Source organism: Mucilaginibacter gossypii (assembly GCF_017569325.2).
GTDB lineage: Bacteria > Bacteroidota > Bacteroidia > Sphingobacteriales > Sphingobacteriaceae > Mucilaginibacter > Mucilaginibacter gossypii.
The window spans coordinates 4,619,498-4,641,282 of sequence record NZ_CP071878.2 but is presented as its reverse complement, the minus strand read 5'-3'; the positions used below and the strand labels follow the sequence as shown (position 1 = coordinate 4,641,282).

The window sequence follows — 21,785 nt, the reverse complement described above, 5'->3', positions numbered from 1 at the left end:
TTAAATATGATTAACATTAATTCCGGAGGAGAGGCTCAACACACGTTTGACGCCATTGTGATTGGATCGGGCATCAGCGGCGGATGGGCTGCCAAAGAGCTGTGCGAAAAAGGGCTGAAAACGTTGGTGCTGGAACGTGGCCGGAATGTTGCTCATTTAAAAGATTATCCAACCGCAACTAAAAATCCCTGGGATTTCCCCCATCGGGGACATTTACCTAATAGTATAAAAAGCGAAAACCCGATTGCCGAAAAATGTTACGCATTTAGCGAGGCTACAACTCATTTTTTTGTTAAAGATAAAGAACACCCGTATGTTCAGGAAAAGCCGTTTGATTGGATCCGCGGGTACCAGGTGGGAGGTAAGTCGTTGTTATGGGCCAGGCAAACCCAGCGCTGGAGCAGTTTTGATTTTGAAGGCCCAGCAAGAGATGGCTTTGCTACAGCATGGCCTATAAGTTACAACGATATTGCACCATGGTATAGTCATGTAGAGTTATTTGCTGGCATAGCCGGTAACAAGGATGGATTGGAAACGCTGCCGGATGGTGAGTTTTTACCGCCATGGGAAATGAATGTAGTTGAAAAACACATTCAAAAAGGCATCATGGATGCTTATAAGGACAGGCATGTTGTTATCGGAAGGTGCGCACATTTAACCAAACCTCAACCAATTCATTTACAACAGGGCCGGGGGCAATGCCAGGCCAGGAGCTTATGTGAACGCGGCTGTCCGTTTGGGGGGTACTTTAGCTCTAATTCATCAACCTTGCCGTGGGCGGCCAAAACGGGGAATCTTACCCTCCGGCCCGATGCCATAGTACATTCAATTATTTACGACGAACAAAAAGGAAAGGCGACAGGCGTTAGGGTAATAGATGCACACACTAAATCGGTTACCGAATATTATGCCCGTATTATTTTTGTAAACGCAGCTACGTTAAACTCTAACCTTATTTTACTCAATTCAAAATCAGGCAGGTTTCCAAACGGTTTAGGAAACGATAATGATTTGCTTGGCAGGTATATTGCATTTCATAATTATCGCGGATCATTAACGGCAACCATTGATGGTTACCTGGATACCTATTACTATGGACGGAGGCCGGCTGCGGTGATGATGCCAAATTTTAGAAACGTTTATAAACAGGAAACCGACTTTTTAAGAGGGTATATGACGTTTTATAGCGCTACAAGGAGCAATTGGGGGCATGCTGTTGATGGCGATCAGATTGGGGCTAACTATAAGGAAAATATCTCTGAACCGGGCAACTGGAATGTATATATGATGATGCAGGGCGAAACCATCCCCAAGGTCGAAAACAAGGTGAGCCTGAGTAAAGACCGAACAGATGAATGGGGAATACCATTATTATCCGTTTCTGTAGATTATGATGATAACGATGTAAAATCCCTGAACGATTTTTTGCAGCAGGGTGCCGAGATGCTTAATAAGGCGGGATGTAAAAACATCGTCCCTAACGATAGCAAGCAGGCCCCTGGTTTAGATATCCACGAGGTGGGAGGAGTAAGGATGGGAACCGATCCTAAAAACTCATTGCTAAATAAATGGAACCAATTGCATGCATGCCCCAATGTATTTGTAACCGATGGTGCTTGTATGACATCTACCGGTACTCAAAACCCATCTTTAACTTTCATGGCCCTAACTGCAAGGGCGGCAAATTACGCGGCAGATGAATTGCGGAAAAACAACATATAATTTTGCTTCGATTGTTTTCGAAAATGATAATTTAAAGGAACTGTTTGCAACCGCAAAGTCAAACGATTAATGAATCGTATCGTAACTGCATTGAAATCAACTAACGTACTTATCCATCCAATTAATAAAGCAGATCGTGATAAGCTTAGGGAAATCTACCTGCTTTGTCGCATACAGGCATTTCATTGGATGGACAGCAATTTGTTTACATTAAATGATTTTGATGCTCATACGCACGATGAGGATATATGGGTAGCAACCTGCGATAATGAGACAGTTGGGTTTATGGCTGTATGGCCTCCTGATGCTTTTGTTCATCATTTATATGTGCACGTTGCATACAGAGGAAAAGGCATCGGAAAAGCCCTGTTGGCTTTGGCTGCTCAAAATTATCCCTCTCCGCTTAGGTTAAAGTGTCTTGTTAAAAATGAAGCGGCGTTTCAGTTTTATCAAGCATTGGGTTGGGAAATTATGGAAGAAGGCAGTGATGCTTTAGGTGATTATTTTTTAATGAAGAATGAATAAGAGCGGGCGGGACATCAAGAATATCCCGCCCCGTTTGTTTTATTGAATTTTAACCGAAGTCACCACGTCGTTTGCATTTGGTGATAGGGTGGTAAAATTAGATGTGTTCGATGTCCGTGTCCATGATGTGCCCGTAGAGTTATCGTTTGCATACATGGTCACTGTCCAGCCGGTTGGGATTTTTACCGATGAAGCCCAGTTATCTACAAAGCCATAAGCCTGCAGTTGTGCCAGGGTATAAGTGCCCTTAGGTATGGCGCTGGTAACTGTGCCTCCGTAATTGATGTCCTGGTAAAAAGTTACCCCCGTAGTACTGGTTCCCGTATATACTGTAGATTTGCCGTATAACGCGTTTGATACACTCGAAAGGTAAGTATGAACGTCGCTATTAGGCAAATTGTAATACAGATAAATACCATAATTATTATTTACGGTTTGGGTTGCCAGCGACGCAGCGGTTGATGAACTGGTGCTTTGAATATCAATAGCGGCCGGGCCAAGGTTGGCGGCGGTGAGTCCCGGAACGTTTGGAACAGAATAAGTGCCATAAATAGCGTTCCAGCTATAGTTAACTTTTGAGCCTACAGTTACTCCATTGTAACTCAGCCGTGACGCTGCCGGGCCATAAAAGTAAAATGAAATTATTTTGGTAGGCATCAGGTTACGCAGGGCAGTAACGAGGTAAACAAATGAGCTGTCATTTGGCTGGCCGGTACCATTGGTGCCATAATCGGCATATTCATCGTCAAAGTCAATACCATCCAGTCCGTAAGTGGTAACGGCGTTGCTTAATTGCTGAGCAAAATCATTTGCGGCAGCCTGAGAAGGAAAATTAGAGATCCCCGCGCCCTGGTGATTGCCCAAAATAGATAACAATACCTTAATACCTTTAGCCTGCAGGCTTTGAATGTAAGTAGCTTTATTGTTGAGTACGTTGGTTACCTGCGGGTTAAAGTACAATACTGCTTTTTGCGTGCCGGTGTCATAGTTGATGTTGGCCGCAAATATAATAGCAATATCAAAAAGCTGCTCCCCGGTTGAGAGGGTGTAGTTACCCACATTGCGGATATCATTATTATTTACCTCCACATAGCAAACACCCTTAGGCCCGGCCACGCCTATGGCTTTGGTGCTTAACTTTGACGGGGTGTTGCCGGTATCAGTAGGCAGTGCAGCTTTTTCTTTTTTACAGGCGGATGTGAGGAGTACAACTGCGCCGAATAAGGCGGTTAGTGTTTTTGTAAGTGGCAGATTAAGGTTTGTTCTCATAATTGGTGTGTTTGTTAAATTGTTTATAAAAAGATAAATTGTTTTAGCATAACTGGTTTGAGAAAAGCCGGCCCATGGCATAGCCAGGGGATAGTCACTATCTCTTAAAAAAACTGTTTAAATATTTTAGGTTGCCGGGCGCTTAGGTTCTCGCTCGGGTATTATTTGGCTCAAAGTAATAGACCATTAAACGGGTATAATTGCCTACAGGTTTTAATAAAGGTGCTTATTGTGCTTGATTTTAATTATAGTGAAAACCTTTTTTCTGTAACAAAAAAGAGGCTTTTTGTAAATAGCCATATCGTTAGTTGCCCTTTTTATTTTATTCGGTTACATTTGATTGACTGACAAAAAATTTATGAAGAAAAATTTACTTTTCGTTCTCTGCCTTTTGCTTTCGGCATCAGGTCTTTACGCACAACCCAAAGCGCCCGATGCTGAGTACATCAAAGCCAATTATCAAAAATATGAATACCAGATCCCGATGCGGGATGGTAAAAAGCTGTTCACCTCGGTATATGTGCCAAAGGATCAATCTAAAAAATATCCTTTCATGATGGACCGGACCCCGTACAGTGTGGCGCCGTACGGTACCGAACTGTATAAAGGCAGCCTTGGCCCATCGTCGTTATTTACGCATGATGGTTACATCTTTGTTTACCAGGATGTACGAGGACGTTGGATGAGTGAAGGCATTTACGAAGAAATGACTCCCGAAAAAGAAGATCATAAAACCAATAAGGATGTTGACGAGGGCACGGATACTTACGATACTATCGACTGGTTACTGAAAAACATCCCCAATAACAATGGCAAGGTTGGGGTATGGGGCATTTCCTATCCGGGCTTTTATACCACAACAGCCTTGTTAAGCCGTCACCCGGCCCTGGTAGCCGCATCGCCGCAGGCTCCAATTGCCGACCTGTATCGCGATGACGCATTTCATAACGGTGCCTTTATGCTGGTAGCAAACTTTGGTTTTTATCCGGGCTTTACCAACAGGCAGGACGATAAACCAACCCAACGCCGCGGCAAAGGTTTTGATGCAGGCACCGAAGATGGATATGACTTTTTCCTGAAGATGGGATCGGTAAAAAATTCAAACACTAAATATTATAAAGATACCATTCGTCTGTGGAACGAAATGCTTGATCACCCTAATTATGACCAGCATTGGAAGGATCGTAATGTGCTTTATCATCTGCATGATATAAAAACAGCGGTACTGGTAACCGGTGGCTGGTACGATGCCGAAGATTTATACGGAGCTATCAATACCTATAAAACCCTGGTAAAAGAAAACCCTAAAACCCCGGTTTACTTTGCCATGGGGCCATGGGTACACGGCGGTTGGGCACGTGGTGAAGGAGATCATTTAGGTGATGTTGGCTTCGGCGGTTCTACAGGCCCGTTTTATCGCGAAAAAATTGAGTTTGCGTTTTTTAGTCATTATTTAAAGGGTACTGCTGATTTCGACCTGAAGCCGGTATCTACCTTCGAAACCGGTGTTAACGAGTGGAAAACCTATAATACCTGGCCTCCGAAAGAATCGGCAGAAAATAACCTGTACCTGCTACCGGGCGGAAAACTATCATTTACCGCTCCAACAGGCGTAGCCGATAGCCATGACGAATTTATATCTGACCCGAATAAGCCGGTGCCGTTTATCAACAGCATTGATATGGACATGAAACGCGAATACATGACCGCCGATCAGCGTTTTGCATCGCAACGCCCGGACGTGCTTGCTTATGAAACTGATATTCTAGATAATGATGTAACTATTGCCGGTAATATCTGGGCCAATCTTAAAGTATCAACTACCGGCACCGATGCCGATTGGGTGGTTAAAGTGATTGATGTTTATCCTGATTCTACCAAAAACACCAAATGGGCAGGTAAAGACGTATACCTGAGCGGTTATCAGCAAATGATACGCAGCGAGGCTATGCGGGGTAAATTTCGTAATGGTTTTGATAAGCCAGAGCCTTTTGTGCCTGGTAAAGTAACCCCGGTTAATTTTGAACTGCAGGATGTGCTGCACACCTTCAAAAAAGGGCACCGTATGATGGTTCAGGTACAAAGCACATGGTTCCCGCTTATCGACAGAAATACACAGCAGTTTCAGGATATCATGAAAGCTAAAGATACCGACTTTAAAAAAGCCACACATAAGGTTTATACCTCAAAAGCTAATCCAAGTTATTTAAAGGTTAGGGTTGTTGAATAAAATACATGCAATCTAAGCACGGCAGCCTCATGTATTTACATGGGGCTGTCGCATTTTATACCATGATGTCGTAACGGTTAGTAATTAAACCTATAACCATGTATAAATACATCATCCTTTTTATGATAGCTTCAGTATTATTGGGTTGTAAAAAACATAATCAGCAAACCGGCTGTCCAAGCCAGGCCTGCACGCTGAATTTCGCATCGCTATATGTGAATTTTGTTGATAAGGATGGTCAAATGGCATTTGGAAAAGATGTAAAGGTTGTAAACTTACGTACCAAACAAACCATAATAGCTAAAGGAAACCCGGGCCCTCCTTCAACAACTGTAGGCCCGCATTTGTACACCATCGCTACAGATAATAATAAAAATGAGTTCTCGACCGAAGGCGATGACGTGGAGCTTACTGTAACCAACATCCAAACAGGTGCCACCCAAACCGCACTGTTTAAAATTTCGGGCGGATGTAATTGCCATATAGCTAAAGTATCCGGTCCGGCTACTATAGTGTTTAATTAGTACATTTTTTTCCTACGATAAAAGACTGCAAGTGGAAATTGCGGCCTTTACGCTTGCGCTTATTTAAACTAATTATAAATAAAGCTTGCAGATAAAAAGTTTTTTATATTTTTGCGCTTAATTAGACTTAATCTAAATAAAATAATGAATAACCTTTACAATTACCTGCGCACAGTCCCTTTTTTTATATTATTCCTGTTTGCAAATACATTAATCCTTAAAGCTGATGATGAAGGCAATAATGGTAAAATAACCGGTGTTGTTAAAACCAGCGACGATAAACCGGCGTCTTTTGTAAATGTTGCCATTAAAGGGTTAAACAAAAGTACTACCACTACCGATAACGGATCATTTGCCTTTCATAATGTTAAACCGGGTACCTACATCCTGGTTACTTCATACGTTGGTACAAAAACCGAAGAGCAAACCGTGACAGTTTCCGCAAATAAAACAACGGTTGTATCCTTTAAGCTTAACGAAAGCTCGGCCCAGTTAGATGAGGTTGTAGTTTCATCAACTAAAACCATCAACCGTAAAAAGTTAACCATCGGCAAAATGAACGTATCGCCAATGGACCTGCCACAAAGCGTTACTGTAATAGGCCGCGATGTGCTTGATCAGCAACAATCATTACGTTTAAGTGATGTTATCAAAAATGTGAACGGCGTGTACCTTTATAGCGGCCGTGGCAATACCCAGGAAACATTTGGCGCCCGTGGTTATAATTTTGGAAGCAATAACATTTTTAAAAACGGATTCAGGGTTAACTCGGGCGTTGTGCCGGAGATCAGTTCACTGGAACGTGTTGAAATATTGAAAGGCAGTGCCGCGTTGTTATACGGAAACGTTGCGCCCGGAGGCATCCTAAATATGGTAACTAAAAAACCTTTATTTACGCAGGGTGGCCAGGTATCAATGACCTATGGCAGCTATGATCTTTACCGCCCGTCGTTTGATGTTTACGGCCCTATATCTTCCAAATTAGCTTATCGCGTAAATGGTACCTATGAAAATGCTAAAAGTTACCGCGATAATGTAAAATCAGAAAGGGAGTATATTAACCCGTCGTTCCTATATAAAATAAGTGATAAAACAACCTTAATTGTTGAAGGTGATTATCTTAACTATGATTTTACCCCCGATTTCGGAACCGGGCAAATCAACAACGTTATTGCCAACGTTCCTCGTAACCGGTATTTGGGCGCGTCATGGTCAACAGGTAATACCAAACAAACTACAGCCACAGCAACTATCAATCATCAGCTCAATAGCCTTTGGAAGTTAAGCGGCGGTTTTTCATACCAACATTTTAACCGCTCATACCAAACTACCGAGCGTGTATTACCAGATGCCAATGGCGACTGGGGCCGTACCCTGAACAGAGCCAGGACGCTTGAAGATTATTACACAGGGCAATTTAATATTACAGGCCAATTTAATACCGGCGTCATTAAGCATAATATTTTGGCCGGCGTTGATGCAGATTGGTATCGTAATAATGCCTATACCTACGTTGCTACCGTAAATAAAGTATCAAGCTATCTTGACCAAAACGGCGCCGCGCAAAATGCTATTTATGATAAGATCAATATTTTCGACCTGGATAAATACACGCTCCGTACTGATAAACCGCAGATGACCCCGTTTTATAGCATCTTGACGCCTACCAATCGATTTGGCGCTTATGCTAATGACCTTATTAGTTTGTCTGAAAAAGTTAAAGTACTTGCCGGGATCCGCTGGTCATATCAATATGTATCACCAACATCGGTTAGCAATTATAATACACTTGCTACCGCAACCCAGGCAGCCGGGAAAGAAGATAAAGCGTTTTCACCTCGTGTGGGTGTAGTTTATAAGCCAATAGCCAATACTGCCTTGTTTGCAAGCTATTCCAATTCTTTCATCACGAATACGGGGTCCGATATTAACGGCAGCCCGCTTGATCCTTCTATTGTTGACCAGTATGAAGTCGGTGTTAAAAATGATTTCCTGAACGGTAACCTGTCGGTAAACGTAACCGCTTATCGCATTAAAAATAATAACCTGGCCCAAACAGCACCATTTCAGGCCGACGGTGTTACGCCAAACATCAATACCAATATCAAAGTGCTGGGCGGCGAAACAAGAAGCGATGGTGTGGAACTTGATATTGCCGGTCACCCGGTAAAAGGATTGGATGTATTGGCAGGCTACAGCTATACCAACGCCAAATACACTAAAACAGGAACTGCAATTGGCAGCAATATAGCAGGGCAGCCATTATTGAACACACCAAAGCATACAGCTAACACAAGCGTATTTTACACTTTTTACAACGGCGATTTAAAAGGGTTTAAAGTAGGCGCATCGGTTTATTACCTGGGCGATCGTGTTGCGGGTAATGCCAATACAGTTGGTCAAACCCAAACTATATCAAGGTTGGTTAATGTGCCAGGCTTTACAACGGTTGATGCTTCGGTGGGTTATACTTATAAAAAGATTTCCATCATTGGTAAGATCTCTAATATTGGCAACGTGCTTAATTACAATGTGCACGAAAACTATAGCATTAACCCTATACCGCCAAGGCAGTTCCTGACCACATTGAGTTATAAATTTTAATTGATTAAACTAACCGGGCATGGCAACATGCCCGGTTTTTATGCTTATAACAAACTGATGAAAGTATTTTTCCGCACCATACACCTTTATTTAAGCCTGGCAGCCGGGGTGATTATTTTCTGTTCATGCTTAACAGGTACAATGCTGGTTTTTGAAAAAGAAATTCAGCAAGCGCTTCATCCTCAGCGGTACTTCGTAAAACCACTTGAAAAAAGGCTGCCAATATCTGAGTTGACAGCAGGGGTATTAAAACAGATCCCTAAATCAAAGCTGGCAATGGTTATGGTTTATGATGATCCTGCGCGTGCGGTAGAGGTTGGGCTTATTGTGCCCGAAAAAAAAGATCGGAAACCTGCCGGCACCCCAAAAGCACAAAAGCATACAGCAAACCATGAAAAAAAAGGGGCCAAAGCAAAAGATGCTGAGCGCTCGAATCTTACAGCTTTTGTGAATCCTTATACCGGGCAATTGGTCGACCAGTTTAACCGCAGGCAAACGTTCCTGTACTCGGTAGAAATGTTTCACCGTTTTTTGTTAGGCGGGAAGAATAGTATAGGCGATTGGGTGATCAGTATTTCAACCCTGCTTTTCCTGATAATACTGATTACAGGTGTGGTACTCTGGTGGCCTAAAACCAAGGGCATCATGAAGCAGCGCCTTAAAATAAAATGGAGCGGCAGCGGCAAGCGCCTCACGCACGACCTGCACATCGTTACCGGTTTTTATACTTCTATATTTTTGATCATCATTTCTGCCTCGGGTTTGGTAATGACATTTAAATGGGCAAATAGTACCTTGTTTTTCCTTACAGGTTCAAAAGTTGTTGCCAAAGAGGATATCAAAGCTCCGCTTTCCGTTCATCAACCCGGCGTTACCGCCATTTCACCTGACGCGGCTGTTGTCGCATTGGGTGATAAAATAACCGATGTCGAAAATTATACCATCCGTTATCCGCGCGATACAGCAGCGGTTTATACTTTTAATGTGCTCAAAAAAGGTTCTGTCGAATTGGCTACCGATACTTATTATATAGATCAATACAGCGGCAAGCTTGCCGGCTCTGCTTTATATGCTGATAAAAGCCTTGGCCAGCGTATCAGGGGGGTAATTAAACCAATCCATACCGGTTCCATTTATGGCTGGCCTACCCAGGTTTTAGCTTTTCTTATTACGTTGGTTTCGCTCATATTCCCGGTAACAGGGGTAATGATGTGGCTTAACCGCACCGGTAAAAAGAACAAGAAACCGGTTCGTGGCAGAGGTAATGCGGTTGTTCCGGCAGAGGCTGTCTAAAATGAAAAAGATTATCTTTTTCTCATCAGGGCCTCTCGTTGAGGCCCCCTGATGAGACTTTTATGTCTTACTTACCTTAAAGGTTCCCTGACCATGATCCAGTAAGGGCGGCCTGTAACCGGCTCGCTTACTTCCTTTGTTATTTTATATCCCATCCGTTCATAAAACCTGATGTTGCGCGGAGTGAACGTTTCAAGATAGGTTGATATCCCGTTTTTATCTGTTTCGTTAAGTACTTTCATCAGAAGATTAGCCCCCAATCCTTGCCCCTGGCGAGTTGGTTTGATGCCTGCAATTGATAGATACCAGGCGTCCTGCAGCAACGTGTCAAGTTGCTCGCTCATGAAAGAAACTATAGTTGAATAGGCTTTTAGTGCCGGTTCGCCCATGTATGTTTTTATAAAATCTTTCTTTGTTAAGCTCTTTTCGTTATCTATAGCTGGTTCTAAGGGGCGACTCCAGATGGCTGCGCCGTAGGGTGGATCACCGGCAAGGGTTAATTGACCGTACTTTTCGCCTTCTGTCATGGAATAATCCATATATCTCATTAGTATTTCCCGCTTTTCGGGCTCGCCGCCGGAGATCTCCCGCAACAATTCTATGTAAAAAGGGTCGGAGATGAGGGCTTCGTATAACGCTAAAGCCAGGTCTTTATATTTATAGGTGTACATGTTTTTGTTAAGTTCAACGGCTTAATATACAAAATATTAGTACCCTGCTATTGGTTAAGCAATTGTAGTTTATCAAAGCGATGATTCGGCAATAAATCGTTTTTTCTCCCACTTTTTAGTGGTTCGGAATTTATAGCAGAGATGTGTTGTAACTGTCTGTTTATTAGCGGTTTTTGTTGGTGATGGGGTTTTGAATAATCTTTAAAAAATTTAAAACAGAGCCACCTAAAAATTGTTGAAAACTTTTAGTGGGGGAAAGTGGTAGAAAGTGGTAAAAGTATTTACTTTTACGTTACAAAATTGCCCAAGTCATACAATGTCGTTTCTAACCGGTGAATTTGAGTGTAAGCTTGATCCTAAATTTAGGATGATGATACCGGCTGGCCTTAAAAAAAAGCTTCCTGAACTGGAATCTGAAGGCCTGGTGATCAATCGCGGGTTTGAAAAATACCTTGTTATATACACTAAAAAGGAATGGGATAAACGACTTGAAGAACTGAGCAAACTTAATGAATATGAAGAGGATAATATAGCCTTTATACGATATTTTACCCGTGGGGCCACCGAGCTTATGCCTGATGCTGCCGGCAGGGTATTGTTGCCAAAATTCCTGTTGGAATATGCGGGTATAAAAGGTGATGTAGTGCTGGCTTGCCAGTTGAATAAAATAGAGGTTTGGGATGCCGAAGCTCACCGTAAACTGATGGATGATGAGCCAAAAAGTTTTGGTGCGTTGGCAAAAAAGGTGATGGGTAATAAAAGTAAGGAGCAGGAATGAGTGAGTACCATGTACCGGTAATGCTGAAGGAGTGTATTGATGGGCTGAATATTGATCCGGACGGTACTTATGTGGATGTGACTTTTGGAGGTGGCGGGCATTCGCGCGAGATTTTGAAGCATTTGGGGCCAAAAGGCAGGTTGATTGCTTTTGATCAGGATGCCGATGCGCAGCGGAATATTATTGATGATGAGCGTTTTGTTTTTGTAGATCAGAATTTCAGGTATCTCAAAAACTTTTGTCGTTTACATGGGGCTATTCCCGTAAATGGTATTCTGGCCGATTTGGGTGTGTCATCGCACCAGTTTGATGAGGCCGACCGCGGATTTTCCATCCGGTTTGATGCCGAGTTGGATATGCGTATGAACCAGTTGGGCGAGCTGACTGCGAAGGATGTTATAAATAATTATTCGGTTGCCGACCTGCATCGGATTTTTGGCATTTACGGAGAAATTCAAAATGCAAAATCATTGGCCGAAACTATTGCTACTGCAAGGTTGAATATGCCGATAGTTACTATTGCTGATCTGAAAAATGTGATCAGTAACCGCATTCCGAAAGGAAAAGAAAATAAATACCTGGCACAGGTGTTCCAGGCATTGAGGATAGAGGTTAACCAGGAGTTAGAGGCATTAAAAGATTTTTTAATGCAGTCGGCTGAGGTTTTGGGCGTTGGGGGCAGACTGGTAGTAATGTCATACCACTCGCTTGAAGACAGGCTGGTAAAAAACTTCATAGCCAAAGGCAAGTTCAGCGGCGAGGTGGAGAAGGATCTTTATGGGAATGATAATAAACCGCTTGATGCTGTAAGTCGTGGAGCTATAACAGCATCGGCAGATGAGATAACCAATAATAACAGGGCACGGAGCGCTAAATTAAGAATAGCTGTAAAAAAATGACCAATCGTTTACGTACAGAAATTCAGGAGGAGGAAGAAGTTGAAGAGGTAATTGAGGAGAGGCCTGCGAGGGAGCTGCCTGATAACTTTTTTACGCAACTTTTTACCAAAGGCTTTCTTACAACCGAGAAGGCCACCAATGCTTTGCCCTTTATTTTGTTTTTAGCCTTTTTGGGGATGGTGTATATAGGAAATATGCACTATGCCGAAAAATCGGTGCGTGAAATTGATGCGCTTACCAAAGAGGTTAAGGAACTGGGCTGGGATTATAAATCGACAAAGGCCGATATGGCTTTTAAAAGTACGCTTACCGAGGTGGCCAAGCGTGCAGATACTTTAGGCTTAAGTCAATCCGTAGATCCGCCGGGAAAAATAACAGTGAAGGAGGTTGCAGATGGGAATTAGGACTAACATACTGGCCAGGGTTTATTTAGCCTTTGGTCTTGTTTTGCTTTTGGCTATTGCCGTTGTGGTTCAGCTTTGCCGCCTGCAATATATTCAGGGCGATAAATGGAAGGCTATGGCTGCCGATCTTTCGGCACAATATCAAACTGTTGAGGCGGCAAGGGGTAATATTTTTTCTGTAGATGGAAGTTTGCTGGCAACTTCGGTGCCTGAATATGAGTTGCATATGGATATGCTGGCCGGTGGTATTGCATCGGATACGGCGTTTAACAACAATATCGATCTGTTGGCTGCAAAGCTATCGGGTATGTTTGGTGACAGGTCGGCAAGAGAATACTCACGCGTATTGCGTGAAGCACGCAGGGATAGCTCCCGTTATGTGTTGATCAGGCGTAAGGTATCTTACCAGGACTTGAAAAAGATCCGGCAGTTCCCTGTGTTTAACATGGGTAAATATAAAGGAGGGTTAATTGTTATTCAAAAAAACAGGAGGATCCTGCCATTTCAATCACTGGCTGCACGTACTATCGGTTATAAAAACGAAAACGTAAAGAACCCGGTGGGTTTGGAAGGTGCTTATTCGGCTTATATAAACGGCGAAAGCGGCAGGCGTTTAATGCAGCGCATTCCGGGTGGTATCTGGATGCCTGTTGACGATGATGATGAAATTGCACCCAAAGATGGTGCTGATATTATTTCAACCATCAACGTAAACTTTCAGGATGTGGCGCAGGATGCATTGAAAAAACAACTGGTTAAAAGTGCGGCTGATCATGGCTGCGTTGTGCTTATGGAGGTATCTACCGGCGAGATCAGGGCTATTGCTAACTACACCCGTACTAAAGACGGCGATTACAAAGAGCAAATGAACTATGCTATCAGTAACGCTATCGATCCGGGATCAACCTTTAAACTGGCATCGTACATGACTATGCTCGATCAGCATAAGATTGATACCAGCACCATAGTTAATGCTGAGGGTGGTAAATATAAATTCCCGAAAGGGCCGACAATTACTGATACCGAGCATGACAATTATGAAATGTCGGTAAAGCGTGCTTTTGAAGAGTCATCAAATGTGGCGGCTGCGAAATTGGTTGATAGGTTTTACCACAATAACCCTTGGGAGTACATTAATAAATTGTACAGCTACCACCTGAACGAAAAGCTTGGTTTGCAAATTCAGGGTGAAGGCAGGCCGGTAATTAAAAATCCGTCAAACCGCAGTTGGAACAAAAATTACAGCTTACCGGAGATGGCTTACGGTTACGAAATGAATATTACGCCGCTGCAAATGCTGGCTTATTATAATTCAGTTGCCAACAATGGTAAAATGATAGCTCCACTGTTGGTCCGCGAGATCAGAAGATTGGGTAACCCTATCGAGCAGTTTCAGGCAAGGGTAATTACCGAGCAGGTATGTTCTGAAGCAACTTTAGGTAAAGTACGCGGAATGCTTGAAGGAGTTGTAATGAACGGAACCGGTAAAAACGTTATTAAAAATAAGCTTTACAGTGTGGCGGGTAAAACCGGTACAGCACAGGTGGCTAACGGAACAAAAGGTTATAAGGATAAAAAATACCAGGCCTCTTTTTGCGGTTATTTTCCGGCCGATCATCCTAAATATTCGATGATTGTGGTCATCAATAACCCAACCCAGGGTGACTACCTGGCTGCAAAGGTTGCCGGTCCGGTATTCAGGGAGGTGGCCGACAGGGTTTATGCTAACGATCTGGACATTAACCAAACCTCGCAGGCCCATTATGTAGGCAATACAGTAATGCCGCAGGTAAAACAGGGAAATATGAAGGCCCTGAAAAAGGTTTATTCAAAATTGGGTGTTAAACCGTTGTATGCTTCGGCTAACAGCACTGTTGATACAAGCAATGGTATCCCGTTTGAAGAGGTAAAATATAAAAACGGCACCGTGCCTGCGGTAACAGGCATGGGGCTTAGCGATGCGTTATATGTAATGGGTAACGCCGGCTATAAGGTTACTGTACGCGGAAGCGGTATAGTGACCAATCAATCGGTTACCGGAGGAAGTGCAATACCAAAAGGATCACGAATTTTAATAGAACTGCAATGAGGTATTTAAGCGATGTAATTGATGGACTGGCCTTCACTGAGTTGCAGGGAAGTGCTGATGTGGAGATCACGGCGATAGCTTTTGATTCGAGGGCAGTGATACCCGGAGCAATGTTTGTTGCTGTAAAAGGCACCGTTGTTGACGGGCACGATTATATTGACCAGGCAATAAAAAAAGGTGCTGTAGCAGTGGTTTGCGAAGACCTGCCTGCCCATACTACCGGCGAAGTTGACTTTTTGATGGTGGCCGATTCGGCGGTGGCACTTGGTATTGTAGCTGCTAACTTTTATGATAATCCATCAACCAAACTGAAACTGGTTGGGGTAACTGGTACTAATGGCAAAACAACTATCGCAACATTGTTATATCAACTGTTCCGCGATCTGGGATATAAATGTGGCCTGCTTTCAACTGTCGAAAATCAGATCAATGGTAAAGTGATCCCATCAACCCATACCACGCCTGATCCGGTTGAGCTAAACAGTTTGCTTGCCGAAATGGTAGACAGCGGTTGTGACTATTGCTTTATGGAAGTAAGCTCACATGCCATTTCGCAAAAACGTATCGAGAGTTTGGTTTTTGCGGGTGGTGTGTTTACCAACTTAACGCACGATCATTTGGATTACCATAAAACCTTCCTGAGGTATTTGAATGCCAAAAAGGAATTTTTTGATGGTTTACCTAAAGATGCATTTGCACTTACCAACAGCGATGATAAAAATGGTAATGTAATGCTGCAAAATACAGCAGCACATAAAAAAAGCTATGGCCTTAAAACCATGGCCGATTATAAAGCCCGAATTCTCGAAAATCAGTTCAGTGGCTTATTACTGCAAATTGACGGCGAGGAAGTATGGTTTAAAATGGTGGGCACATTCAATGCTTACAACCTGTTAGGTGTTTACGCTACCGCGATGCTGCTTGAGCAGGATAAAGCGAAAGTGCTTACAAGCCTGAGCAAACTTACAGGTGCCGAAGGCCGCTTTGAATATATCACAGCGCCAAATAAAGTTGTAGGTATTGTTGATTATGCTCATACACCTGATGCTGTACAAAACGTATTGAGTACCATTCATGATATCCGCAAGGGTAATGAAAAGGTGATCACTGTAATTGGCTGCGGTGGTGACAGGGACAAAACTAAACGCCCCATCATGGCCAAAACTGCATGTGAGTGGAGCGATAAGGTGATCCTGACATCCGATAATCCGCGTACCGAAGATCCGGCGCAGATCATCAAGGAAATGGAAGAAGGTGTTGACCCGGCATTTAAGCGTCATACAGTAAGCATTATCGACAGGCATGAGGCCATTAAAACAGCCTGTATGCTGGCTAACCCCGGTGATATTATCCTGGTAGCGGGCAAAGGGCACGAAAAATATCAGGAAATAAACGGGGTGAAAAACCACTTCGATGATATGGAAGAGCTGGAGAACCGGTTCAAAGATTTGGTGTAAAAGAAGGGCCAATTATAAAAGTGGCTGGATAGATTAAGAAGATACTATATAGTAAAAGAGAAGAGCAATGTTGTATTACCTGTTTAACTATTTAAGCAAAAATTACAGTATCCCCGGGGTAGGTGTATTTCAATACATCACGTTCAGGATGGCGATGGCTGTAATTACTTCATTGCTGATCACTACTGTTTATGGCAGGCGGCTAATAGATTATCTACGCTTTAAACAGGTGGGCGAAACCGTAAGGAATTTGGGTTTGGAAGGCCAGATGCAAAAATCAGGTACGCCAACTATGGGTGGTATCATTATTTTGCTGGGTATTTTAATACCAACACTGCTGTTTGCCAAGCTGGAGAATGTGTATGTGATCCTGATGATCATTACTACCGTTTGGCTGGGTGCTATCGGTTTTCTGGATGATTACATTAAAGTATTTAAAAAGAACAAAGAGGGCTTAGCGGGCAGGTTTAAGATCATTGGTCAGGTGGGTTTATCACTTATTGTTGGCTGGACAATGTATTTCAACAGTAATATCATCATCCGCCAGGAAGTTGTGCTTCCGGTGAAAGACGATGCTCCTGTTGAGTTTCACATGAAGCGCAATACTCCTGTTTACACTCAGGACGTACACTCTACCAAAACAACAATGCCATTCTACAAAAACAATGAGTTTGATTACGGCAAAGTGCTGAAGTTTTTGGGTAAAGGTTATGAGCAATATGCGTTGGTGGTGTTCCTGTTTTTTGTGATCATCATCATTACGTTCATATCAAACGGTGCCAATATTACCGACGGGATTGATGGTCTGGCGACGGGCACATCTGCCATTATAGGTATTACGCTGGCTATACTGGCCTATGTATCGGGTAACACGGTTATTGCCGATTACCTGAACATCATGTACATTCCTAATTCGGGTGAGCTGGTAATTTTCGCCGGTGCCTTTGTCGGGGCTTGCGTAGGCTTTTTATGGTACAACTCGTACCCGGCACAGGTGTTTATGGGTGATACTGGTAGTTTGGCTATAGGTGGTATCATAGCGGTGTTTGCCATCATGATCCGTAAGGAACTGATGCTGCCATTGCTGTGTGGTATTTTCCTGGTAGAGAATTTTTCGGTGATTATCCAGGTGTCATGGTTTAAATACACCAAAAAGAAATTTGGCGAAGGTAGGCGTGTGTTTTTAATGGCCCCCCTGCATCATCATTATCAGAAAAAGGGTTTCCATGAAGCTAAGATTGTCACACGCTTCTGGATCATCTGTATCATACTGGCGATAGTGACGGTGATAACGCTGAAACTTCGTTAAGAAAAGAAGCAAGAAGTCAAGAGTCAGGAGACAAGAAAGAAAATGAGTCGGTGAAATCATCAAACAATCGGTGAAATCCCAAAAGAAAATAAAAATGAACGACAACAATAACAAAGAGACCAATCAAAAGCACCCTGTTCAAGGGGGGGCCGGGACTCGCCTTGTGGTGTTGGGCGCGGGTGAGAGCGGTGTTGGTGCTGCATTTCTTGCGCAGCAGCGGGGCTTTGATGTTTTTGTGTCGGATTTTGGCGGCATTGCCGATAACTATAAAAAGCAACTCGAAGATTGGAATATTCCTTTTGAAGAGAAACAGCATACAGATGAACTGATCCTGAATGCGGTAGAAGTGATCAAAAGCCCCGGTATTCCGGATAAGGCCCCGATCATTAAAAAACTGCATGAAAATGGGACACCTGTAATATCGGAGATTGAGTTTGCCGGGAGGTACACTGATGCAAAGATCATTGGTATAACAGGTTCAAACGGTAAAACGACCACCACCAGCTTAACCTACCACATTTTAAAAGATGCGGGAATGAATGTTGGGTTGGCGGGCAACATCGGCAAAAGCTTTGCCTACCAGGTTGCTACCGAAAAGTTTGACTGGTATGTGCTGGAGCTAAGCAGTTTTATGTTGGACGATATGTTCAGGTTTAAAGTTGACATAGCGGTACTACTAAACATCACACCTGATCATTTGGACAGGTATGATTATAAACTGGAAAATTATGTGGCATCCAAATTCAGGATAACGCAGAACCAGACTGCAGCAGATTATTTTATTTATTGTGCCGATGACCCGGAAACAATAAAGGGAATGAAAGAGCGAACGTTCGGGGCACAGCTGTTGCCGTTTTCCATACAGCAAAAATTTGAACCGGGCGCATACCTGGATAACAACGACAATATTGTCATTAACACAACACAAGAACATTTTACAATGTCAATTCAAGATCTGGCCCTGCAAGGCAAACACAACATTTACAACTCCATGGCATCGGGTATTGTAGCAAAAGTGTTGGAGTTACGCAACGAAACGATGAGGGAGAGCATGGGCAACTTTAAAAGCATTGAGCACCGCCTGGAGTTTGTTGCCAATATATCGGGCATTCGCTTCATCAACGATTCAAAAGCTACCAATGTTAACTCAACATGGTACGCCCTGGAAAGTATGACTAGCGATGTAGTGTTGATTTTAGGTGGTGTTGACAAAGGAAATGATTACAGTATGCTTAATGATTTGGTTAAGCAAAAGGTAAAAGCTATTGTGTGTTTAGGCAAGGATAACAAACGTATTCACGAAGCCTTTGATGATATGGTTGAAATTATAGTAAACACGTCATCAGCCCAGGAAGCGGCAACCGTAGCTTATCACCTGGCAACTAAAGGCGATACGGTGCTATTATCACCGGCCTGCGCAAGCTTCGATCTGTTTAAAAACTACGAAGACCGCGGCAGGCAGTTTAAAGACGCTGTGAAAGAGTTGTAAGTAAAACAGTCCATAGTCGATGGTCGATAGTCCATAGATTATGAAAATTAAATCAAGGTCTATTGACTATGGGCTATGGGCAAATAAAGAAAATAAAGTTGCAATGCATAGGATATTAAACAATACAAAAGGAGATCGCTGGATATGGCTTATAGTCATACTGCTTTCTGTTATATCCTTGTTGGCGGTATACAGCTCGGTAGGTACGCTGGCATTTAAGCAGGGTAAGGGGGTCGAGATCATCCTGATGAAACACGTGTTCATGATAGTAGGTGGGATTGCGCTGATGTATTTTTCGCACAAGCTTGATTACCGCTATTATGCCGGTATCTCTAAGGTAATGATGATCGTTACCATTCCGCTGTTGCTGTATACATTGGTTTTTGGTAGTCATATTAATAACGCAAGCCGCTGGATAGCTATCCCGGGAACAGGGTTGAGCTTTCAGACTTCGGATTTGGCCAAGCTGGCATTGATTACTTACCTGGCCCGTACATTATCGCGCAAGCAGGAAAACATTAAGAATGTTAAAGAATCCTTTTTGCCTATCATGGGTTCGGTTTGTGTGGTATTTATCCTGATTGCATTAGCCAACCTTTCAACAGCTTTAATGCTGTTTGGGGTTAGCATATTGTTGTTGATCATCGGCCGGATCAGTATCAGGCAAATAGCTATTACCTGTGCTGCAGGTTTTATATTGTTGCTGGGCGTAATATTCTTAGGGCCGAGGAGGCATACTTACGTATCCCGTATGAAGGTGTTTATGCACCCCGAACTGGCAAAGGCCGATAAATCTTTCCAAAGCGATCACGCAAAAATTGCCATCGCAACAGGTGGTTTATTTGGCAAAGGTCCCGGGAACAGCACCGAAAGGAATTACCTGCCCGAGTCATACTCTGATGAGATCTACGCCATTATAGTTGAGGAGTATGGTTTGGTAGGAGGTATAATCGTAGTGGGGATCTATGTATTCTTGTTGTATCGATGTATCAAGATCATAACTAAAGCGCCAAAAGCCTTTGGGGCATTACTGGCCTGTGGTTTAAGTTTTAGTTTAACCATACAGGCTTTTGCCAATATGGCTGTAGCTGTAGGCTTAGGGCCGGTAACCGGCGTGCCGCTACCGTTGGTAAGTATGGGTGGTACTTCGATATTGTTTACAAGCATCGCCTTTGGTATCATACTATCGGTAAGTAAGGATATTGAAGAACCTAAAAAAGATAAGACTATTAAAGAGGACAATGCCGGGCCTAATAAGATTATAGTGGGAGAGATCAGGACGGCATAGGCACCCCCCGACCCCCTAAAGGGGGAGGAATAGAGGTGACTGAAAAAGAGTAACTAACAAATGAAAGATAAAAGCAATATGAAAGACGCAACTCAAAAGCACCCCCTTCAGGGGGTGGGGGGGGTTCGTATCATCATAAGCGGTGGCGGAACGGGAGGACACATCTTCCCGGCTATCTCTATTGCCAATGCTTTAAAAAATATTGATCCCAATACCGAAATCCTGTTTGTGGGCGCTAACGGCCGCATGGAAATGGATAAGGTTCCGGCGGCGGGTTACAAGATCATCGGTTTGGATATTCAGGGGATTCAGCGTGGTTCTATCGTAAAAAACCTGATGTTCCCTATCAAACTTGCCAATAGCGTACGGAAGGCTATCAAGATCATAAAAGATTTTAAGCCAGACGCTGCAGTAGGTGTTGGCGGCTATGCTTCAGGCCCATTGCTGTATGCCGCATCGTTAAAAGGGATACCGTACCTCATACAGGAACAAAACTCGTATGCAGGTATTACCAATAAATGGTTAGGCAAGCATGCCAAGAAAATCTGCGTGGCCTTTGATGGTATGGAGAAGTTTTTTCCTGCCGATAAGATCATCAAAACCGGTAATCCTATCCGTAAGGATGCGGTAAACATTGCCGGCAAGCACATGCAGGCTTTGGAGTTGTACCATCTTTCGGCCTTTAAAAAAACGATACTAATAACCGGCGGTAGCCTTGGGGCACGTACGCTGAACAACAGTATCATGAACGGTATTGATAAACTGCTGGCTGCTGATGTACAGGTGATATGGCAAACCGGAAAGTTTTACTATAAAAGCATTATCGAAAAGCTGGGCGAAAATTATCACCCCGATTTGCAGATCAGGGAATTTTTAACCCGGATGGATTTGGCTTATGCCGCGGCTGATATTATCATATCAAGGGCGGGTGCAGGCACTATTGCCGAGCTGTGTGCCATCAAAAAGCCGGTGATCCTGGTGCCTTCGCCAAATGTGGCCGAAGATCATCAAACTAAAAACGCTTTGGCCCTGGTGCATGAAAACGCAGCTGTTTTTGTGGCCGACCGTGATGCCGAAGCAAAACTGGTTGACAGGGCGCTTGAATTATTGGAAGACCGCGATCTGCAAAAGAAATTGAGCAATAACATTGGTAAAATGGCCATGCCAAATGCTGATGAAGTTATAGCAAAGGAACTTATCCAAATAATAAGTAACAATTAGAATGATGGTCCTC

The 21,785-nt window shown here is 43.2% G+C and carries 17 protein-coding genes; 15 read left to right on the top strand and 2 right to left on the bottom strand.

Features of this window, described 5'->3' with window-relative positions; genetic code table 11:
- The first annotated feature begins 6 nt into the window (after positions 1-6).
- Positions 7-1,722 (top strand): GMC oxidoreductase, encoded by a 1,716-nt coding sequence (locus J3L18_RS19320; RefSeq protein ID WP_129569993.1) that lies wholly within the window; start codon positions 7-9, stop codon positions 1,720-1,722.
- A 69-nt stretch (positions 1,723-1,791) separates the two neighbouring features.
- Complete coding sequence (locus J3L18_RS19315) at positions 1,792-2,247, top strand: GNAT family N-acetyltransferase (RefSeq protein WP_091173891.1); 456 nt, start codon at positions 1,792-1,794, stop codon at positions 2,245-2,247.
- Between the two features lie 39 nt (positions 2,248-2,286).
- Here the strand turns inward: J3L18_RS19315 and J3L18_RS19310 are convergent, their stop codons facing one another.
- Positions 2,287-3,516: an endo-beta-N-acetylglucosaminidase H gene (locus J3L18_RS19310; protein WP_129569994.1), complete on the bottom strand. Its 1,230-nt coding sequence runs from the start codon at positions 3,514-3,516 to the stop codon at positions 2,287-2,289.
- Positions 3,517-3,874: 358 nt separating this feature from the next.
- On the opposite strand from J3L18_RS19310, the gene J3L18_RS19305 reads away from it, so the two are divergent.
- From J3L18_RS19305 to J3L18_RS19290, 4 genes are all read left to right on the top strand, one after another.
- Positions 3,875-5,746, top strand: a complete 1,872-nt coding sequence (locus J3L18_RS19305; RefSeq protein ID WP_129569995.1) for a CocE/NonD family hydrolase — start codon at positions 3,875-3,877, stop codon at positions 5,744-5,746.
- A 98-nt stretch (positions 5,747-5,844) separates the two neighbouring features.
- Positions 5,845-6,270 (top strand): hypothetical protein, encoded by a 426-nt coding sequence (locus J3L18_RS19300; RefSeq protein WP_129569996.1) that lies wholly within the window; start codon positions 5,845-5,847, stop codon positions 6,268-6,270.
- Between the two features lie 144 nt (positions 6,271-6,414).
- Positions 6,415-8,874, top strand: coding sequence for a TonB-dependent receptor (locus J3L18_RS19295; RefSeq protein WP_223266187.1), 2,460 nt, complete (start codon positions 6,415-6,417; stop codon positions 8,872-8,874).
- Entirely contained in the window at positions 8,875-10,167 is a 1,293-nt protein-coding gene (locus J3L18_RS19290; protein ID WP_129569997.1) for a PepSY-associated TM helix domain-containing protein, read from the top strand.
- A gap of 71 nt (positions 10,168-10,238) precedes the next feature.
- Here the strand turns inward: J3L18_RS19290 and J3L18_RS19285 are convergent, their stop codons facing one another.
- Positions 10,239-10,838, bottom strand: a complete 600-nt coding sequence (locus J3L18_RS19285) for a GNAT family N-acetyltransferase (RefSeq protein ID WP_129569998.1) — start codon at positions 10,836-10,838, stop codon at positions 10,239-10,241.
- A 316-nt stretch (positions 10,839-11,154) separates the two neighbouring features.
- On the opposite strand from J3L18_RS19285, the gene J3L18_RS19280 reads away from it, so the two are divergent.
- The 9 genes from J3L18_RS19280 (at position 11,155) to murG (ending at position 21,772) form a co-directional block, all read left to right on the top strand.
- Positions 11,155-11,616 (top strand): division/cell wall cluster transcriptional repressor MraZ, encoded by a 462-nt coding sequence (locus J3L18_RS19280; RefSeq protein ID WP_090529909.1) that lies wholly within the window; start codon positions 11,155-11,157, stop codon positions 11,614-11,616.
- A complete protein-coding gene (rsmH, locus tag J3L18_RS19275; RefSeq protein ID WP_090529906.1) occupies positions 11,613-12,515 on the top strand; it encodes a 16S rRNA (cytosine(1402)-N(4))-methyltransferase RsmH in 903 nt (300 codons plus the stop codon). The genes J3L18_RS19280 and rsmH overlap by 4 nt, the downstream gene beginning before the upstream one ends.
- The gene (locus J3L18_RS19270) at positions 12,512-12,919 is read left to right on the top strand and encodes an FtsL-like putative cell division protein (RefSeq protein WP_091173863.1); all 408 of its coding nucleotides are present in this window, start codon (positions 12,512-12,514) and stop codon (positions 12,917-12,919) included. Before rsmH ends, J3L18_RS19270 begins: the two co-directional genes overlap by 4 nt.
- A complete protein-coding gene (locus tag J3L18_RS19265) occupies positions 12,909-15,008 on the top strand; it encodes a PASTA domain-containing penicillin-binding protein (protein ID WP_129569999.1) in 2,100 nt (699 codons plus the stop codon). The genes J3L18_RS19270 and J3L18_RS19265 overlap by 11 nt, the downstream gene beginning before the upstream one ends.
- The gene (locus tag J3L18_RS19260) at positions 15,005-16,465 is read left to right on the top strand and encodes a UDP-N-acetylmuramoyl-L-alanyl-D-glutamate--2,6-diaminopimelate ligase (RefSeq protein ID WP_129570000.1); all 1,461 of its coding nucleotides are present in this window, start codon (positions 15,005-15,007) and stop codon (positions 16,463-16,465) included. The genes J3L18_RS19265 and J3L18_RS19260 overlap by 4 nt, the downstream gene beginning before the upstream one ends.
- Before the next feature lie 67 nt (positions 16,466-16,532).
- Positions 16,533-17,774: a phospho-N-acetylmuramoyl-pentapeptide-transferase gene (gene mraY, locus J3L18_RS19255; RefSeq protein ID WP_090531268.1), complete on the top strand. Its 1,242-nt coding sequence runs from the start codon at positions 16,533-16,535 to the stop codon at positions 17,772-17,774.
- A gap of 94 nt (positions 17,775-17,868) precedes the next feature.
- Positions 17,869-19,263, top strand: a complete 1,395-nt coding sequence (murD, locus tag J3L18_RS19250) for a UDP-N-acetylmuramoyl-L-alanine--D-glutamate ligase (protein ID WP_129570001.1) — start codon at positions 17,869-17,871, stop codon at positions 19,261-19,263.
- Positions 19,264-19,366: 103 nt separating this feature from the next.
- Positions 19,367-20,551: an FtsW/RodA/SpoVE family cell cycle protein gene (locus tag J3L18_RS19245; RefSeq protein ID WP_129570002.1), complete on the top strand. Its 1,185-nt coding sequence runs from the start codon at positions 19,367-19,369 to the stop codon at positions 20,549-20,551.
- 78 nt (positions 20,552-20,629) lie between these two features.
- The gene (gene murG / locus J3L18_RS19240) at positions 20,630-21,772 is read left to right on the top strand and encodes an undecaprenyldiphospho-muramoylpentapeptide beta-N-acetylglucosaminyltransferase (protein WP_189549269.1); all 1,143 of its coding nucleotides are present in this window, start codon (positions 20,630-20,632) and stop codon (positions 21,770-21,772) included.
- Positions 21,773-21,785 lie beyond the last annotated feature (13 nt).

Excerpts from the sequence above, each read along its gene's own strand:
- J3L18_RS19295 (WP_223266187.1), top strand. The coding sequence starts at position 6,415 with ATGAATAACCTTTACAATTACCTGCGCACAGTCCCTTTTTTTATATTA.
- J3L18_RS19315 (WP_091173891.1), top strand. The coding sequence starts at position 1,792 with ATGAATCGTATCGTAACTGCATTGAAATCAACTAACGTACTTATCCAT.
- J3L18_RS19310 (WP_129569994.1), bottom strand. The coding sequence starts at position 3,516 with ATGAGAACAAACCTTAATCTGCCACTTACAAAAACACTAACCGCCTTA.
- J3L18_RS19300 (WP_129569996.1), top strand. The coding sequence starts at position 5,845 with ATGTATAAATACATCATCCTTTTTATGATAGCTTCAGTATTATTGGGT.
- J3L18_RS19280 (WP_090529909.1), top strand. The coding sequence starts at position 11,155 with ATGTCGTTTCTAACCGGTGAATTTGAGTGTAAGCTTGATCCTAAATTT.
- mraY (WP_090531268.1), top strand. The coding sequence starts at position 16,533 with ATGTTGTATTACCTGTTTAACTATTTAAGCAAAAATTACAGTATCCCC.
- J3L18_RS19285 (WP_129569998.1), bottom strand. The coding sequence starts at position 10,838 with ATGTACACCTATAAATATAAAGACCTGGCTTTAGCGTTATACGAAGCC.
- J3L18_RS19305 (WP_129569995.1), top strand. The coding sequence starts at position 3,875 with ATGAAGAAAAATTTACTTTTCGTTCTCTGCCTTTTGCTTTCGGCATCA.
- J3L18_RS19265 (WP_129569999.1), top strand. The coding sequence starts at position 12,909 with ATGGGAATTAGGACTAACATACTGGCCAGGGTTTATTTAGCCTTTGGT.
- rsmH (WP_090529906.1), top strand. The coding sequence starts at position 11,613 with ATGAGTGAGTACCATGTACCGGTAATGCTGAAGGAGTGTATTGATGGG.
- J3L18_RS19270 (WP_091173863.1), top strand. The coding sequence starts at position 12,512 with ATGACCAATCGTTTACGTACAGAAATTCAGGAGGAGGAAGAAGTTGAA.
- J3L18_RS19245 (WP_129570002.1), top strand. The coding sequence starts at position 19,367 with ATGCATAGGATATTAAACAATACAAAAGGAGATCGCTGGATATGGCTT.
- J3L18_RS19320 (WP_129569993.1), top strand. The coding sequence starts at position 7 with ATGATTAACATTAATTCCGGAGGAGAGGCTCAACACACGTTTGACGCC.
- J3L18_RS19260 (WP_129570000.1), top strand. The coding sequence starts at position 15,005 with ATGAGGTATTTAAGCGATGTAATTGATGGACTGGCCTTCACTGAGTTG.
- murG (WP_189549269.1), top strand. The coding sequence starts at position 20,630 with ATGAAAGACGCAACTCAAAAGCACCCCCTTCAGGGGGTGGGGGGGGTT.
- murD (WP_129570001.1), top strand. The coding sequence starts at position 17,869 with ATGAACGACAACAATAACAAAGAGACCAATCAAAAGCACCCTGTTCAA.